15 protein-coding genes are annotated in these 17,051 nt (G+C 71.9%); 7 read left to right on the plus strand and 8 right to left on the minus strand.

Annotation, left to right across the window (positions count from 1 at the left end):
* Position 1 precedes the first annotated feature (1 nt).
* The 6 genes from ABZ880_RS24395 (at position 2) to ABZ880_RS24420 (ending at position 5,436) form a co-directional block, all read left to right on the plus strand.
* Complete coding sequence (locus ABZ880_RS24395) at positions 2–766, plus strand: oxidoreductase (RefSeq protein WP_361266494.1); 765 nt, start codon at positions 2–4, stop codon at positions 764–766.
* A complete protein-coding gene (locus ABZ880_RS24400) occupies positions 763–2,124 on the plus strand; it encodes a nickel-dependent hydrogenase large subunit (protein WP_361266496.1) in 1,362 nt (453 codons plus the stop codon). Before ABZ880_RS24395 ends, ABZ880_RS24400 begins: the two co-directional genes overlap by 4 nt.
* Positions 2,117–2,737, plus strand: coding sequence for a CBS domain-containing protein (locus tag ABZ880_RS24405; RefSeq protein WP_361266498.1), 621 nt, complete (start codon positions 2,117–2,119; stop codon positions 2,735–2,737). The genes ABZ880_RS24400 and ABZ880_RS24405 overlap by 8 nt, the downstream gene beginning before the upstream one ends.
* The gene (hypD, locus tag ABZ880_RS24410) at positions 2,734–3,837 is read left to right on the plus strand and encodes a hydrogenase formation protein HypD (protein WP_361266500.1); all 1,104 of its coding nucleotides are present in this window, start codon (positions 2,734–2,736) and stop codon (positions 3,835–3,837) included. Before ABZ880_RS24405 ends, hypD begins: the two co-directional genes overlap by 4 nt.
* The gene (gene hypE / locus ABZ880_RS24415) at positions 3,834–4,868 is read left to right on the plus strand and encodes a hydrogenase expression/formation protein HypE (RefSeq protein WP_361266502.1); all 1,035 of its coding nucleotides are present in this window, start codon (positions 3,834–3,836) and stop codon (positions 4,866–4,868) included. Before hypD ends, hypE begins: the two co-directional genes overlap by 4 nt.
* Before the next feature lie 145 nt (positions 4,869–5,013).
* Positions 5,014–5,436, plus strand: coding sequence for a hypothetical protein (locus tag ABZ880_RS24420; RefSeq protein WP_361266504.1), 423 nt, complete (start codon positions 5,014–5,016; stop codon positions 5,434–5,436).
* Positions 5,437–5,452: 16 nt separating this feature from the next.
* Here the strand turns inward: ABZ880_RS24420 and ABZ880_RS24425 are convergent, their stop codons facing one another.
* The 5 genes from ABZ880_RS24425 to ABZ880_RS24445 form a co-directional block, all read right to left on the minus strand.
* On the minus strand, positions 5,453–6,760 hold the full coding sequence (locus ABZ880_RS24425) for a cation:proton antiporter (protein ID WP_361266506.1): 1,308 nt from the start codon (positions 6,758–6,760) through the stop codon (positions 5,453–5,455).
* 113 nt (positions 6,761–6,873) lie between these two features.
* On the minus strand, positions 6,874–7,383 hold the full coding sequence (locus tag ABZ880_RS24430) for a flavodoxin domain-containing protein (protein ID WP_361266508.1): 510 nt from the start codon (positions 7,381–7,383) through the stop codon (positions 6,874–6,876).
* A 21-nt stretch (positions 7,384–7,404) separates the two neighbouring features.
* Positions 7,405–8,136 carry a CBS domain-containing protein gene (locus tag ABZ880_RS24435; protein ID WP_361266510.1) on the minus strand — a complete coding sequence of 244 codons (732 nt, stop codon included), beginning with the start codon at positions 8,134–8,136 and terminating at the stop codon, positions 7,405–7,407.
* A 13-nt stretch (positions 8,137–8,149) separates the two neighbouring features.
* Positions 8,150–10,840, minus strand: a complete 2,691-nt coding sequence (locus tag ABZ880_RS24440) for a GNAT family N-acetyltransferase (protein WP_361266512.1) — start codon at positions 10,838–10,840, stop codon at positions 8,150–8,152.
* A 116-nt stretch (positions 10,841–10,956) separates the two neighbouring features.
* Positions 10,957–13,338, minus strand: a complete 2,382-nt coding sequence (locus ABZ880_RS24445) for a phosphoketolase family protein (RefSeq protein ID WP_361266514.1) — start codon at positions 13,336–13,338, stop codon at positions 10,957–10,959.
* 49 nt (positions 13,339–13,387) lie between these two features.
* Here ABZ880_RS24445 and ppk2 point away from each other — a divergent pair, with 49 nt between their 5' ends.
* Positions 13,388–14,191, plus strand: coding sequence for a polyphosphate kinase 2 (gene ppk2 / locus ABZ880_RS24450; protein WP_361266516.1), 804 nt, complete (start codon positions 13,388–13,390; stop codon positions 14,189–14,191).
* Positions 14,192–14,196: 5 nt separating this feature from the next.
* Here ppk2 and ABZ880_RS24455 read toward each other — a convergent pair whose 3' ends face one another.
* Genes ABZ880_RS24455 through ABZ880_RS24465 form a run of 3 tightly spaced genes read right to left on the minus strand, consistent with a single transcriptional unit; the run spans position 14,197 to position 17,028 of the window.
* Entirely contained in the window at positions 14,197–15,078 is an 882-nt protein-coding gene (locus ABZ880_RS24455) for a universal stress protein (RefSeq protein WP_361266518.1), read from the minus strand.
* Entirely contained in the window at positions 15,075–16,097 is a 1,023-nt protein-coding gene (adhP, locus tag ABZ880_RS24460; RefSeq protein ID WP_361266520.1) for an alcohol dehydrogenase AdhP, read from the minus strand. The genes ABZ880_RS24455 and adhP overlap by 4 nt, the downstream gene beginning before the upstream one ends.
* Positions 16,098–16,122: 25 nt before the next feature.
* A complete protein-coding gene (locus ABZ880_RS24465) occupies positions 16,123–17,028 on the minus strand; it encodes a universal stress protein (RefSeq protein ID WP_361266522.1) in 906 nt (301 codons plus the stop codon).
* Positions 17,029–17,051: the final 23 nt, after the last annotated feature.

Below are 17,051 nucleotides of genomic sequence, written 5' to 3' on the forward strand. Positions count from 1 at the left end.
GATGTCCACGATCGCCACTCCCACGCTCGCGGTGTTCAAGCTGGCCTCCTGCGACGGCTGCCAGCTCACTCTGCTGGACTGCGAGGACGAACTCCTGGCGCTGGCGGGCGAGGTGCGGATCGCGCACTTCCTGGAGGCGTCCAGCGCGGTGGAGCCGGGACCCTACGACCTGTCCCTGGTCGAGGGCTCGATCACCACGCCGGAGGACGCCGAGCGGATCCGCGCGATCCGGGCCGCCTCGCGCCACCTGGTGACCATCGGGGCGTGCGCGACCGCCGGCGGCATCCAGGCCCTCAGGAACTTCGCGGACGTCGACGAGTACCGGCGCACGGTCTACGCACACCCCGAGTACATTTCCACGCTGGCCACCTCCACTCCCGTATCGGCGCATGTGGACGTCGACTTCGAGCTGCGCGGCTGCCCGATCGACCGCCGTCAGCTCATCGAGGTGATCACCGCGTTCCTCGCCGGGCGCAAGCCGGATGTCCCGAACCACAGCGTGTGCTTCGAGTGCAAGCGGCGCGGCACGGTCTGCGTGACCGTCGCGCACGGCACGCCGTGCCTTGGGCCGGTCACGCATGCCGGGTGCGGGGCGCTGTGCCCGGCGTACCGGCGCGGCTGCTTCGGCTGCTTCGGTCCGTCCGGGTCGGTGAACCTGCCCGCGCTGATCCCGTTGCTGCGCCGCGACGGCATGGACGAGGACGCCGTGCTGCGTTTCCTGCACACCTTCAACACCGCCGCATTCGACAAGGAGTTGAACCCGTGACGCACCGCGGATCCCGTGTCCTGCACGTCGGCTCGCTGTCCCGGGTCGAGGGCGAGGGAGCCCTGCGCCTGCACGTGCACGACGGGACGGTCACCGAGGCACAGTTGCAGATCTACGAACCGCCTCGGTTCTTCGAGGCGTTTCTGCGTGGCCGTGCCTACACGGAGCCGCCGGACATCACGGCCCGGGTGTGCGGGATCTGCCCGGTGGCGTACCAGATGAGCGCGTGCGCGGCGATCGAGGACGCCTGCGGGGTGAGCGTCGATCCGGTGATCCGGGATCTGCGCAGGCTGCTGTACTGCGGCGAGTGGATCGAGAGCCAGGTCCTGCACATCTATCTGCTGCACGCGCCGGACTTCCTGGGCCGGGCGGGCGCGATCGAGCTGGCCCGCACGCACCGGGCCGAGGTGGAGCGGGGGCTCCGGCTGAAGAAAGCCGGCAACTCCCTGATGGAGCTGCTGGGCGGGCGGGCCGTGCACCCGGTGAACGTACGCCTGGGCGGCTTCCACCGGGTGCCCACGCGTGCCGAACTGCGGCCGCTGGCCGAGCAGTTGAAGCAGGCTTTCGACGACGCGTGGGAGACCGTGCGCTGGGTGGCCGGCTTCGAGTTCCCCGACGCCCGCGTGGAGGCGGACCTGCTGGCGCTGGCCGACCCGGACACGTATGCCATCGAGGGCGGCACACCGACGATCCTGCGCGCGGACGGCACCACCGGCTCCTTCCCGGTGCGGGATTTCACCGAGCACGTCACCGAGACTCATGTGTCCCACTCCACCGCGCTGCACTCGCGGCTCGACGGGCGGCGGCATCTGACCGGTTCGCTCGCCCGGTTCGCGGTCGGCGGTGCCCGGTTGTCGCCGGTCGCGCTGCAGGCGGCCACGGAGGCGGGGCTCGGGGATCCGCGCACGGGCGCCGTGTGCCGCAACCCCTTCCGGTCGATCCTGGTGCGGGCGGTGGAGGCGGTGTACGCCGTCGGCGAGGCCCTGCGGATCATCGAGGGATACGAGCCGCCCGAGCACCCGTACACGGAAGTCCCCCCGGTCGCCGGGGTCGGGCACGGCGCCACCGAAGCCCCGCGCGGGCTGCTCTACCACCGCTACGAACTCGACGCCGACGGCCTGGTGACCAGTGCGCTGCTCGTGCCGCCGACCGCGCAGAACCAGGGCGCGATCGAGGAGGACCTGCGCCACCTGACCCAGCGGGCCATCGGCGAACACGATCCGGACGACGGCGAGTTGACGGCGCTGTGCGAGCGGGCGATCCGCAACCACGACCCGTGCATCTCGTGCTCCACCCACTTCCTCGACCTGACGGTCGTCCGTACTTCGGGAGCCACCTCGGGAGGCTGCGATGCCTGAATCTCCGTACACCGTGAGCGACGTGATGACGCACACCGTCGTCGCCGTGGGCAGCGCGGCGTCCTTCAAGGAGGTCGTCGAGCTGCTCGACCAGTGGAAGGTCAGCGCGCTGCCGGTGCTGGCCGGCGAGGGCCGGGTAGTCGGGGTGGTCTCCGAGGCGGATCTCATGGCCAAGGAGGAGTTCCGCGACACCGACGAGGGCGATCCGGCGGTTCTGCGAAAGGCGGCCGCGGTGACCGCGGGCGAGCTGATGAGCACCCCGGCGGTGACCGTGCACGCGGACGCCTCGCTGGCCGAGGCCGCCCGGATCATGGCCCGTCGGCACGTCAAGCGGCTGCCCGTCGTGGACGGGGTGGGCCTGCTGCAGGGCGTGGTCAGCCGCAGCGATCTGCTCAAGGTCTTCCTCCGGGACGACGAGGAGATCGCCCAGGAGATCCGGCGCAGCGTCCTGGGACAGCTCCCGGTCACCACTCCCCTGACGGTGAGCGTGACCGAAGGCGTGGTCACGCTCGGTGGTTCGCTGCCCGACCGGATGCTCGTACCCGTGGTGGCGCGGGCCGTGCGGGCGGTGGAGGGGGTCGTGGACATCCGGCTCGATCTCACGCACCGATGAAGTACCTCGACGAATACCGCGATCCGCTGCTCGCCCGGCGGCTGCTGGACGAGCTGCGGCGCACCGCCACGCGCCCGTGGCGGATCATGGAGGTGTGCGGCGGTCAGACCCACACCCTGGTCCGCCAGGGCATCGACGAGCTGCTGCCCGCCGGGATGCGGATGATCCACGGCCCCGGCTGCCCGGTGTGCGTGACCCCGCTCGAGACCCTGGACCGGGCGATGGCCATCGCCGCCGAGCCGGGCGTGATCCTGACCAGCTTCGGCGACATGCTGCGGGTGCCCGGCACGGACACCGACCTGCTGTCGCTGCGGGCGCGGGGAGCGGACGTACGCGTGGTGTACGCCCCGATGGACGCCGTCCGCCTGGCCGCCGGCCACCCCGACCGCGAGGTGGTCTTCCTGGCCGTCGGCTTCGAGACGACCGCCCCGGCCAACGCGATGGCGGTGCTGCACGCGGCCCGCCTCGGGCTGAGGAACTTCTCGATGCTGGTCAGCCACGTCCTCGTACCGCCCGCCATGACGGCACTGCTCGACGACCCCGACTGCGAGGTGCAGGCCTTCCTGGCGGCGGGGCATGTGTGCGCGGTGATGGGCTGGACCGAGTACGAGCCCATCGCCGACCGCCACCAAGTGCCCATAGTGGTCACCGGTTTCGAGCCGCTGGACCTGCTGGAGGGCATCCTGATGGCCGTACGGCAGCTGGAGTCGGGCCGCTGCGAGGTGGAGAACCAGTACGTGCGGGCCGTGCGCCGCTCGGGCAACAACGACGCCCAGGACGCGGTCCGCAAGGTCTTCCGGGTCACCGACCGCGCCTGGCGCGGTATCGGGGCACTGCCCGACAGCGGCCTCGAACTCGCCGAGGAGTACCGGGAGTTCGACGCTGCCCGCCGCTTCGACGTGGGCGGGCTGTGCCCGGTCGAGGACCCGGAGTGCATCGCGGGCGCCATCCTCACCGGGGCCAGGCTGCCCACCGACTGCGCCGCGTACGGCACCCGTTGCACCCCGCGCCATCCGCTCGGCGCGCCGATGGTGTCGTCCGAGGGCACCTGTGCCGCCTTCCACGCGGCCGGACGCACTCCCACCAGGAGCACGGCATGAGCATCGAATGTCCCACTCCCCACAACGAGGACGAGGTCGTCCTGCTGGGTCACGGCGCCGGGGGCCGGCTCACCGCCGAGCTGCTCGACCGGCTGGTCCTGCCCGCCTTCGGCGGCGCGGCGGGCCCGATGGAGGACGCTGCGCTGCTGCCCGGATACCGCGAGTTGGTGATCAGCACCGACAGCTTCGTGGTCAGTCCGCTCTTCTTCCCGGGCGGGGACATCGGGTCCCTCGCCGTCCACGGCACGGTCAACGACCTCGCCATGCGGGGTGCCTGGCCGCTCGCGCTGTCCGTCTCCCTGATCGTCGAGGAGGGGCTGCCACTGGCCGAACTCCGGGCCGTCCTGGAGTCGTTGGGCAAGGCGGCGCAGGACATCGGGGTGCCCGTGGTCACCGGCGACACCAAGGTCGTGGGGCGTGGCGCCGCCGACCGGCTGTTCATCAACACCACCGGCGTCGGGCAGCGGCACGGCCCGCTGCACCCGTCCGCCGCGCTGGCCCGCCCAGGCGACGCGGTCCTGCTGTCCGGGCCGATCGGGCTGCACGGCACGACCGTCCTGAGCACCCGTGAGGGCCTCGGCTTCGAGAGCGACATCTCCTCGGACAGCCGGCCCCTGCACCGGCTGGTGGGAACCCTGGCCCCACTCGGCGCCGCCGTCCACGCGCTGCGCGATCCGACCCGGGGCGGGCTCGCCGCGGCCCTCAACGAGATCGCCCGCGACTCGTCGGTCACCGTCGAGATCGAGGAGAGCGCGATCCCGGTGCCCGCGGCGGTCGCCTCCGCCTGCGACCTGCTCGGCCTGGATCCGCTGGTCGTCGCCAACGAGGGCTGCATGGTCGCCTTCGTCGACGCCGGGGCGGCCGAGGCGGCGCTGGCCGCCATGCGGTCGGTGCCCGAGGGCGCGCAGGCGGTGCGGATCGGCGAGGTGCGGCTGCCGGAACCGGCCGGGCGGGTGACCGTGCGCACCCTGGTGGGTGCGCGGCGCATCGTGGAGATGCCGCTGGGTGAGCTGCTTCCGCGTATCTGCTGATCAGCGGGGCGAGGCACCCGCCGGTGGTCGGACGCTTGACCGGGCATCATCACCCTCCCGGGGTGACGACGGACTGATCGACGGGATGAAGGCTGGGTCATGAGCGGCTGCCGGCCGCGGCCGCACGAAGAAGGGAGAGCCAGCCATGGCCACCACCACTACCCCGCACCGGCGCTCCGCACGCGCCGAAGCGGCCGCCTCGGGGCTGACGGTCTTCGCCGCCGTGATGCTGTTCATCGCCGGTACCCTCGACCTCTTCCGGGGCATCATGGCGATCGCAGACGACGACGTCTTCGTCACCACCCCGAACTACGTCTTCAAGTTCGACCTGACGAGCTGGGGCTGGATCCAGCTGGCACTCGGTGTCATCGCGATGGTCGTGAGCGTCGGACTGTTCTCCGCGGCCACCTGGGCGAGGGTTGCCGGAGTGGGCATCGCAGGGCTGCTGATCATCGCCAATTTCCTGTCCGTCCCCTACTACCCGTTCTGGTCCCTCACGCTGATCGCCCTGTACGGCTTCGTCATCTGGGGGCTGTGCGTGGTCAGGCGGGACGACGTCAGCGGCTAGTCGGAGCCGGCCCCCGTCAGCCGGCGGGGCGGCCGTCCGGTTCGTCCGGCGCGCCCTCCCGCAGTCGCGGACTGCGGGAGGCGGCCTTCTTGTGCCAGGCGCCGTACCGCTCCGCCAGGAAGACGGCAGACATGCCGTGCAGCAGGATGCTCAACGCGACGGTGAGGGCAACCACCCGCCCGATGAGCTGGACCCCGTGGACGTGCTCCTCCACCACGAGCAGCCCGAAGACGACGGAGGCGAGCCCGCGAGGCCCGAACCATCCGATGTAGGCGACCGTCGGGAGGGCCAGGCCGCTGCCGGTCAGTGAGAGCGCGACGGGCAGCATGCGGACCGCGGTGAGGCTCAGCACGGCGTAGACGACAATCCGCCAGTCGACATCCTCCAGCGTCGGGCCCAGCAGGACGGCGCCGAAGACCAGGAAGCTCACGGACGCGAGCAGCTCGGCGAGACGCTCGGCCAGGTGGGCGGTGTCGTCATCGCCCGCCGCGGCGTCCACTTCTGTGTCCCGCCGACGGGAGCCTCTCTCCTGCCGGTAGGAGACGCCGAAGGCGAAGCCGGCCACCCAGGCCGCGATGAAGCCGCTCCCGTCGACGACGACGGCCAGGGTGTACGACCCCACGGCCACGGCCAGGACGAACACCTGCCGCCAGTCCCGGCTGACCCAGTCCCGCTCGCGCGAGCGGCGCAGCAGCCATCCGCCGATCCCACCGACGGCAAGCCCCAGCGCGGTGCTGAGCACCAGCGCGCGCCAGAAGGCTCCGCCGGCCCCCTCCTGCGAGGTCACGGTGCCGGGCAGAGCCGCGAGGAAGAGCACGAAGAACGGCAGGGCCATGCCGTCGTTGAGGCCGCTTTCGACGTTGATGCCGTTGCGTACCAGGGCGGGGACTCTCGGATTGGAGACCGCGGTCTTGCCGAGGGCCGCGTCGGTCGGGGCCAGGATCGTCCCGACCAGCGCCAGCTCCCATACGGTCAGTCCGGGCAGCAGCGGCCAGGCCAGGAGCCAGCCCGCCCCGATGGTCAGCGGCAGGCCGATCCCGAGCAGCCGTTCGGGGAGGAACCCGCCGACGCGCAGGTCCCGGCGCCGTACGGACATCGCGTCGGTGAACAGCACCAGCGTCAGGGCCGCCTCGACCAGGGTGAGGACCGGTCCCGCGTCGTGCTCCAGGTCGAGGAGGCCGAGCCCGAGCGGTCCGATGGCGACCCCGAAGGCGGTGAACACCATGGGCGCCGAAACGACGGTGGTCGACAGCCGCCGGGAGAAGAGTGCATACCCCGCGGTGACGGCGGCCACGGCCGCCCCCGTCCACGCGCTGCCGCTCACCGTGCCCTCGCGTCGTCGAGGGCCGGTGAGCAGCAGTCTCTACCTGGCCGGTTTTTCGACAATTTCCCACCAATCCGGAGGAAGCTTGCCCGTTCAGCTGGGCCGCGCGCCCTTCACGTAGTTTGCCTCTCCTTCGCCAGTTCGCCGGCGACCCGTGCTGCCCACGCCTCGATCTCGGGGAAGTTCCTGAAGTCGCCGCCCTTTCCGCTGCGCAGGATCATGCCTGCGATGCGGCCCTTGGCACCCTCTACCAGGCAGCCTCCGAAGGTGACGTGCCCCCGGGCGTCCAGCCGGGTCATGGTGCGGCGTACACCGGGCACGGGCGGGATGTCCCGCTCCGACGCCGTGGCGTCGAGGGGTCCGCTGCTGAAGAACCACAGCGGCCGCGCGGCCAGTGCGCTGCGGTTGCGGCGCACGAACCGGCGGGCGTCCTTGTGCCAACGTCCGGCGTACAGTCCGCCGCCGACCACAACGGCGTCGTAGCGTGTCACGTCCTTGACGGACCCGGCCGGCGCCGTGTCGGCCGTGAGGCCTTCCTTGCGCAGGACCTCGGCCACGGCCTCGGCGATCTGCGCGGTCGATCCGTTGGTCGTTCCGTAGGCGACCAGCACGCTGATGGGCATGGCGGTCCGCCTCCTTTCAGCTCACAGCTTGCCCAGCCAGTCGTCGGCGACACCGTGCAGTGCCTGCTCGTCGGGCCGGACGTGCGAGTCGTCCAGCCGGTGGGTGAGCTTGTCGACGACCGCGACCACCCCGTCGATCTGACGGGTCATGGAGACGGCGATCTCCGTCTCGCTCTTGCGTTCCATGTGTCCGGAGAGCGTGACCACGCCCTCCACCACGGAGACGTCGACGCTGCGCGGTGCCAGCCACAGGGCGTGGACGATCACCTCGTCGACGACCTCCTTGCGGATCTCGGCGTCGGGCCGCAGGAAGACCTGGAGCAGGTCGCGGCGGGTGACGATGCCGACGAGCCGGTTCTCTTCGTCGAGGACGGGCAGCCGCTCGACGCGGTGCTGCGCCATGGTCCGCGCGGCCTCGACGATGCTGTTGTCGGCGTGCACGGTGACGGGCGGCTCGGTCATCAGCTGGCCGGCGGTGCGGGCCCGGGTCTTCGCGGCGCGTGTCCTGCCTTCGTGGGTGAGGGCGGCGAGGCGGTGGTGCTTCTTCGGCTCGTACGGGTCCGGCGCCTCGGCCTGGCGGATCATGAGGTCCGTCTCGGAGATGACGCCGATGACCTTCTCGTCGTCGTCGACCACCGGCAGTCCGCTGATGCGGTGCTCTCCGAGCAGCCGGGCCACCTCCTTGAACGGGGTGCCGTACTCGGCACGGACGACCTCCGTGGTCATCACGGAGCCGACCTTGTTGTGCTTCATGGCTGTTTCCTCCTCAGCGGAGCCGGCGCAGATACGGGTCCTGGGGCCTGCGGGGCAGCAGGCGCACCCGCGCATCGAGCACACTGACTCCGCCCGGTGTCGCGAGTACGGGGTTGAAGTCGGCCTCGGCCAGCTGCGGCAGGTCACTCGCCATCCGGGACAGCCGCAGCAGCAGTTGTTCGAGCGCTTCGAGGTCGACGGGGCGCGCGCCGTTCGCGCCGAACAGCAGCGGGGCGCAGCGCGGGGCCGTGATCAGGTCGTGCACGTCGTGGTCGGTGAGTGGCGCGAGCCGGGCGGCATGGTCGGCGAGCACTTCGGTCGCGGTGCCGCCGAGGCCGAACAGGACGAGCGGTCCGAAGACCTCGTCCTGGACGACGCCGGCGAACAGTTCGGTGCCGCGGTCGGCGAGCGGCTGCAGCACCACACCCCTCAGCAGGCCCGCAAACCGGGTCTCCAGGTCCCGGAAGGCGGCGCGCACTTGGGAATCGCCGCGCAGGTCGAGATGGACGGCGTGCTCGGCACTCTTGTGCAGCAGGCCCGGCCAGTGCCCCTTCATGACCACCCGGCCGTCGGCGCCGCGCAGCCGGTCGGCGGCGAGGACGGCGTCGTCCTCGGTCTCGGCCCAGGCCCACGGCGACTGGGGGATGCGGTAGCAGTCGAGGAGTTCAGCACAGGTCCGCGGGTCGAGCCAGCCGCCGTCGGGGTGAGCCTCGAGGTAAGTGTCCACTACGGAGCGGGCGCGCGCCGTGTCGACCTCGTCCAGGTCGGGGACGGTCCCGGCGGGCCGGGCCAGCCAGGCCGCGCGACGGGCCGCGTGCGCCAACGCCCGTGCTGCCGCCTGGGGTTCGGCGTACGAGGGGATGGTGCCGCCCTCGGCGGGCAGCAGTTCGACGGGCAGGGCCTGTTCGAGCCGTACCGCGGCAAGCGGCTTGGCGCCGCGGGACGGTGCGCGCGTGAGGGCTCGTACAAGGTCGTCGCCGGTTGCCTCGGCGACCGCCGTGGGGACCAGGGCCACCAGGACGGCGTCGACACCGGCGTGGCGCAGAATCCGGTCCACGCAGTCCGTGAGTTGTTCTTCGGAGACGGCGGCGGTGGCGTCGACGGGGTTGCCGACGGCGGCGCCCTCGGGCAGTACGGCGAGCAGGTCGTCGACGAGTTCCGGGGTGGGCGGCGGCAGGGTGAGTCCGGCCTCGGCGCAGGCGTCGGCGGAGAGTACGCCCGCTCCGCCCGCGTTGGTGACGATCGCGACGCGGGGGCCTGCGGGCAACGGCTGGGAGTGCAACAGGGCGGCGGTCTCCAGGAGTTCACCGACCGAGCGGGTGGCGGTGATGCCGGCCTGGGTGAACAGGGCGCCGCGGGTCATGGTGCGGGTGGCGGCGGCCGCGGTGTGCGACGCTGCGGCGCGCCGGCCGGCGTCGGTACGGCCGGCGTCGACGGTCAGCACCGGCATGCGGCGGGTCACGCGGCGGGCGGTGCGGGAGAAGGCCCGCGGGTTGCCGAAGGACTCCAAATGCAGCAGGGCGAGGTCGGTGCGGCCGTCGCTCTCCCACCACTGGAGCATGTCGTTGCCGCTGACGTCGTACTTGTCGCCCAGGGACACGAACGAGGACACGCCGATACCGAGCCGGGACAGCCCGTCGAGCAGGGCGATGCCGACGCCGCCGGACTGGACGGCGACGCCCGCGGTGCCGGGGCGCGGATGGCCCGCGGCGAAGGTGGCGTCGAGGCGCAGTCCCGGGTCGGTGTGGGAGATGCCGAGGCAGTTGGGGCCGACGAGGCGCATGCCGTAGGTGCGGCATGTCTCCATCAGCGCCCGGCCCTGGTCGGCGTCGAGGCCCGCGGTGACGACCAGGAGCGCTCGTACGCCTGCCTTGCCGCACTCCTCGGCGGTCTCCGGGATCCCGGCGGCGGGGACCGCGAGGACCGCGAGGTCGGGCGTCACGGGAAGGACCGCGACCGAAGGGTAGGACGGTACGCCGAGGATCGCGGTCGCGGCCGGGTTCACCGCGAACAGACGCCGGTTGAACCCGGCCGAGGTCAGGTGGTGCAGGATGGCCCGGCCCACGGAGCCCGGTTTGCGTCCGGCGCCGACGACGGCCACCGCATGGGGTCGCAGCAGCGGCTCGAGGCTGGCGACGTCGGCGGCGCGGCCGCGTTCCTCCACGGCCGAGAGATAGGTCTCGCTGTCGTCGAGCGCGATGGTGCAGCGCACCTCCGGACCCTCGAAGCGGCGGGCCGTGCGCAGGCCGAGGTCGGCGAAGAGCCGCAGCACCTCGCGGTTCTCGCTGAGCGCGTCGGCCGTGAAGGCCGTGACGCCCTCGGCGCGGGCGGCCGACACGAGGTGCTCGACGAGGAGCGTGCCGACGCCGCGGTGGTGCAGCCCGTCGGCGACCGCGATGGAGATCTCGGCCGTGGTGCCGGCCCCGCCGGTGTCGTACTCGGCGAGGCCGATCAGCCCGCCCGGCGTCTCGGCCAGCAGGGCCCGGTACCCGGCATGAGGCGGCGCGCAGGCCCGGTCGGCGGCCAGGGCGGCGGAGCGCCGACTGGCCGAGAAGAACCGCAGCCGCAGGTTCTCGGCCGACATCTCCTCGTAGAGCCCCTGCACTTGATCGTGGTCGCTCCTGAGCACGGGCCGAATGCACACGGTCGTACCGTCCGCGAGCAGAGCGTGGGCCAGGGGCCGGGTGAGCGCGTCGTCCGCCATGACGAAATCCCCTCCAGGTCTCTCGACACTTCGAGCGTCCACCGGAACGAGCAGCGCTCACATGGGCTGTCCGGGGGCCGAAGGTGGGCCGGTCGGCCCCCGGTGAGGGCCGGGTCTCAGGAGTTCCACGTCCAGTCCGCGACCTCCGGCAGGTCCGTGCCGTGCTCCCGGATCCACGCCTGGTGGCGGGTGCGGGCGTCGGCCATCGTCTGGCGTACGGCTGCCGCGCGCACCGCGAGGCCCGGGACGCGGTCGATGACGTCCATGACCAGGCGGTAGCGGTCGAGGTCGTTGCGGACGACCATGTCGAACGGGGTGGTCGTGGTGCCGGACTCCTTGTAGCCGCGGACGTGCAGGTTGGGGTGGCCGGTGCGCCGGTAGGCGAGGCGGTGGATCAGCCACGGGTAGCCGTGATAGGCGAAGATCACCGGCTTGTCGGTGGTGAACAGGCCGTCGTACTCGAAGTCGCTCATGCCGTGCGGGTGCTCCTCGCGGGGCATCAGGCGGGCCATGTCGACGACGTTGACCACACGGACCGCGAGGTCCGGCAGGTGCCGGCGCAGCAGCTGGGCGGCGGCCAGGACCTCCTGGGTGGGCACGTCGCCGGCGCAGGCCAGCACGACGTCCGGTTCGCCGCCGTTCTCGGTGCCCGCCCACTCCCAGATGCCGGCTCCGCGCGCGCAGTGGGCGCGGGCCTGGTCCATCGACAGCCAGTCGAAGCAGGGCTGTTTGCCGGCCACGATCACGTTGACGTAGTCGCGGCTGCGCAGGGCATGGTCCGCCACCGAGAGAAGGGTGTTGGCGTCCGGCGGCAGGTAGACCCGTACGACTTCGGGGCTCTTGTTGAGGACGTGGTCGACGAACCCGGGGTCCTGATGGGAGAAGCCGTTGTGGTCCTGGCGCCACACGTGCGAGGTGAGCAGGTAGTTGAGGGAGGCGATGGGGGCGCGCCACGGCAACTGCCTCGATGTCTTCAGCCACTTGATGTGCTGGTTGACCATGGAGTCGACGATGTGGACGAAGGCCTCGTAGCAGGAGAACAGCCCGTGCCGTCCGGTCAGCAGATAGCCCTCCAGCCAGCCCTGGCAGGTGTGTTCGGAGAGGATCTCCATCACCCGGCCGTGCCGGTCGAGGTGTTCGTCCACCGGAAGGTGCCGGGCCTGCCAGGCCTTGCCGCTGGCGTCGAAGACGGCCTGCAGCCGGTTGGAGGCGGTCTCGTCGGGGCCCACCACCCGGAAGTCGCGGCGGGCCGCGGTGTCGTGCATGACCTGTTCGAGGAGGTCGCCGAGGATGCGGGTGGGCTCGTGGAGGGTGGCGCCCGGCTTGTCCACGGGCACGGCGAAGCGGTCGAGGTCCGGGATCGGCAGGTCGCGCAGGAGCAGGCCGCCGTTGGCGTGCGGGGTGGCACCCAGCCGCCCGGCTCCGTCGGGGACGCAGGCGAGGACGTCGGCGACGGGCCGGCCGTCGGCGTCGAACAGCTCCTCGGGGCGGTACGAGCGCAGCCACGCCTCCAACTGCCGCAGATGCTCCGGGTTTTCGCGCACGGCGGCCAGCGGGACCTGATGGGCGCGCCAGGTGCCCTCGACCGGGACGCCGTCGACCTCGGCGGGGCCGGTCCAGCCCTTCGGGGTGCGCAGGACGATGACGGGCCAGTGCGAGCGCTCGGCCACACCGTCCTCGCGGGCGGACTGCTGCAGCGCGGCGATGCGCTCCAGGGCGTCGTCCATCGCGAGGGCCATCGCGCGGTGCACGGTGGCCGGGTCGTCGCCGGTGACATGGATCGGCACATGACCGTACCCGCGCAGCAACTCGTCGAGTTCGTGCTCGGGCAGGCGGGACAGCACCGTCGGGTTGGCGATCTTGTAGCCGTTGAGGTGGAGGATCGGCAGGACCGCTCCGTCGTGCACCGGGTCGAGGAACTTGTCGGAGTGCCAGGAGGCGGCCAGCGGCCCGGTCTCCGCCTCGCCGTCGCCGATCACGCAGGCGACGAGCAGGTTCGGGTTGTCGAGGGCCGCGCCGTAGGCGTGCGAGAGGGAGTAGCCCAGTTCGCCGCCCTCGTGGATCGAGCCCGGTGTCTCCGGCGCGACATGGCTGGGCACACCGCCCGGGAAGGAGAACTGCCGGAACAGCCGCTCCATGCCCGGCGCGTCCCGGGCCACGTCCGGGTACGTCTCGCTGTAGGTGCCCTCCAGCCAGGAGTTGGCCAGCACGGAGGGGCCGCCGTGACCGGGTCCCCAGATGCACAGGGCGTCCAGGCCGCGGGCCTTGATGACGCGATTGAGGTGGGTGTACACGAGGTTCAGGCCGGGTGAGGTGCCCCAGTGGCCGAGCAGCCGCGGTTTGATGTGCTCGGGCCTGAGGGGCTCGCGCAGGAGCGGGTTCGCCATGAGGTAGATCTGCCCGGCGGCCAGGTAGTTGGCGGCCCGCCAGTGGGCGTCCAGGGTGCGCAGCTCCTCGTCGGAAAGTACGGTGGCGTCCAGGTGTTCGACCTTGGGCATGAGTGACTCCGGAAGTCAGCGACGTGGCTCATCGGGCGGTGGAGACGGCATGGCCGGCAAGAAAGCGGCGACACTGCCGCGCAAGACGTACGAGAAGGAACTGCTGCGCCTGCAGACGGAGTTGGTGAAGCTGCAGGAATGGGTGCGCGCGGAGGGCGCCCGTCTGGTCGTCGTGTTCGAGGGGCGGGACGCGGCGGGCAAGGGCGGCACCATCAAGCGGGCCGCGGAGTACCTCAACCCGCGCGTGGCGCGGATCGCGGCGCTGCCGAAGCCGACCGAGCGGGAACGCACCCAGTGGTACTTCCAGCGGTATGTGGAGCATCTGCCGGCCGCCGGGGAGATCGTGCTCTTCGACCGGTCCTGGTACAACCGGGCCGGCGTCGAGCACGTGATGGGCTTCTGCACCAAGGAGGAGTACCAGCTCTTCCTGCGGCAATGCCCGATCTTCGAGCGGATGCTGGTGGAGGACGGGATCCTGCTGCGCAAGTACTGGTTCTCGGTGAGCGACACCGAGCAGCAGGAGCGCTTCCGGCGCCGGCTGGACGATCCGGTGCGGCGCTGGAAGCTCTCCCCGATGGACCTGGAGTCGATCACCCACTGGGAGGCGTACTCCCGGGCCAAGGACGAGATGCTGGTGCACACGGACGTCCGGGAGGCACCCTGGTACGTCGTCGAGAGCGACGACAAGCGCCGCGCCCGGCTGAACATGATCGCCCACCTGCTGAGCACCCTCCCCTATCACGAGGTGACACCGCCGGTGCTGAAGCTGCCACCGAGGCCGCCGTCGACCGGCTACGAGCGCCCGCCGCGCGATCTGCAGACCTACGTCCCCGATCACGCGGCGAGCCTGTAACCCGGTCACGCCCGCTGCGGTACGACGGCGACCGGGCAGGCGGAGTGGTGCAGCACCGCGTGGGCGACGCGGCCGAGCTGGAGCCCGAAGTGCCCGTCGCGCCGCTTGGCCCCGACGACCAGCAGATCGGCCCGGTGCGAGGCGTCCACCAGCACCCGTCGGGCGTGGCCCTCGACGGTGCTGCGGTGCACCTCGACGTCGGCCGGTAGGTCCTGCAGTGCCTCCTCCAGCGCCTCGACCGCCCGCTCGTGGTGCAGTCGGGCGGGTTCCCCGGCCATCAGCGGGTGATCGGTGCTTTCGTGCGCGGGGCACCGCCATGCCCGTACGGCTTCCAGGGGCACCCCGCGGCGCCTCGCCTCCTCGACCGCGAAGCGCACGGCCGGGGAGTCCTTCGCTTCCTCGCCGACGCCCACGAGGACGCGGCCGCGGGTCCCGGGCGTGGCCCGGTTGTCATGGCCGCCGCGCAGCACGATCACCGGGCAGTCGGCGTACGCGGCCACCGACAGGCTGACGGAGCCCAGCAGCCGTTCGGCGAGTCCGCTGCGGCCGCGGGTGCCCACCACCAGAGCGGAGGCACGGCGCCCCTCGCTCACCAACGCGTACTCGGGCTCCTCCGGCAGGACTTCGGCTGAGATCTTCAGGTCCGGGTGGCGGTCGCGCGCCCGCCGGGCGGCAGCCTCGACGATGTCGTCGGCCAGCACGTCCTCGGACGGCTTCGCGAGGTCTGCGGAAAGCGCGGTGCCCTCGTAGCGCTCCCACAAGGAGGCGTACACCACCCGCAGCGGCACCCCGCGCAGGGCGGCCTCGTCGGCCGCCCAGTCGACGGCCCGCAGGCTCGGCTCGGAACCGTCCGCGCCCACGACCAGCGGCTGGTCCATCGTCGTCATCCCTCCTGGCCGAACTCGAACACGATGCGGGCCTTGACCTGGCCGCGCAGCACCTCGTCGATGGACTCGTTGACGGCGGTGAGCGGACGGGTCTCGTGGATGACCTTGGTGCGGCCCGCCGCGTGCAGCTGGAAGACCTCGGCGAGGTCCTGCCGGGTGCCGACGATGGAGCCGATCACCGAGGTGCCGTTCAGGACGGTGTCGAAGATCGGGACCTGGATGGTGCCGTGCGCGGGCAGGGCCACCATGACCAGCTTCCCGCCGCGCCGCAGGCCGGAGTTGACGGCGCTGAACGCCGCCTCGTTCACAGCGAGGGCGATCGCTGCATGGGCGCCGCCGTGCTCCTTGAGCACCTGGCCGACGTCCTGCTTGCGGGCGTCGATGACGAGGTCGGCGCCGAGTTCCGCGGCGAGTTCGAGCTTCTCGTCGGTGACGTCGATCGCCGCGACGGTGGCTCCGGCGATCTTGGCGTACTGCAGCGCCAGGTGACCGAGCCCCCCGATGCCGGAGATCGCGACAAGCTGCGTGGGCTTGACGTCCGCGACCTTGAGCGCCTTGTAGGTGGTGACGCCGGCGCAGGTCAGCGGGGCGGCGTCGACGGCACTGACGCCGTCGGGGACCGGCTGGGCGAAGTCGGCCCAGGCGAGCATCTTCTCCGCGTAGCCGCCGTCGCAGCCGTATCCGGTGTTGATCTGCTGCTCGCACAGCGTCTCCCAGCCGGACAGGCAGTGCTCGCACCGCCCGCAGGCCCGGCCGAGCCACGGCACGGCGACCCGCTGTCCGACGGCGAAATGAGTGACGCCCTCGCCGAGCTTCTCGACGAGGCCGACGCCCTCGTGGCCGGGCACGAACGGCGGGTTCGGCTTGACGGGCCAGTCGCCGTGGGCGGCGTGGATGTCGGTGTGACACAGTCCGGAGGCCTCGAGACGGATGCGGACCTGGCCCGGGCCGGGCTCCGGGTCGGGGCGTTCCTCGATGACCAGGGGCTCACCGAAGGCTCGTACGACCGCTGCCTTCATGGGTTCAACTCCTCGGGAGTGGGCGTCAGTTGTGGGCGACGACCGCGACGGGGGCGGTGGCGTGGTGCAGTACGGCGTGGGTGACGGGACCGATGTGGGCGCCGAGCGGGCTGCGCCGGATGCGGCGGCCGACGACGACCAGCGAGGCCTCGTGCGAGGCGTAGACCAGGCGGTCGGCGCCGCTTCCGGCCCGGGACTCCTCCAGGACCTCGACGTCGGGGTACTTCCGGCGCCAGGGGCGCAGGGCCGCGGCGAGGGCGGCGGACTGCTCCCGGGTGATCTCGTCGTACAACTCCGGGTCGGCGGACAGGCCGTAGGCGTAGTACGGCGGCAGGTTCCAGCCGTGGACGGCCCGCAGGACGGCGGAACGACGGGCGGCCGCGTCGAACGCGAACTCGATCACCGAATCGTCCGGGCCGGCGGGGTCGAGGCCGAGTACGACGGGCCGGTACGGGGTGGCGGCCGACGGGATGCCCGCCGGGTCCTCCTGGTGCTCGTCCGCGGCCTGCTCACCGGCGCGGACCAGGACCACGGGGCGCTCGGTGTGGGCCACGACGGCGAGGCCGACGGAGCCGACCATGAACCCGCCGATGCCGCTGAGCCCGCGGGAGCCCAGGGCGAGCAGTTCGGCGTCCTCAGCGGCCTTGACCAGGATCTCGGCGGGTCGGCCGCTCGACTGCTCCATGGTCACCTCGACGCCGGGATGGCGCAGCCGGAGGCCCTCGAGGGTCTCGCGGGGAATACGTTCACTCCAGTGCTGCTGGGTCTCGGCGCCGAGCAGCGGGGCCTGGGCCATGGGCTCGGGCACGGGCTCCCACACGTGGACGATCTTCAACGGCAGGCCGCGCAGCTTCGCCTCGCGAGCCGCCCACTCCGCCGCGGCCCGGCTCTCCGACGAGCCGTCCAGCCCTGCGACAACAGTGCGCACCATGACATGCCTCCGAATCGGGTCTC

The organism is Streptomyces sp. NPDC047043 (assembly GCF_040644055.1).
Lineage (GTDB): Bacteria > Actinomycetota > Actinomycetes > Streptomycetales > Streptomycetaceae > Streptomyces.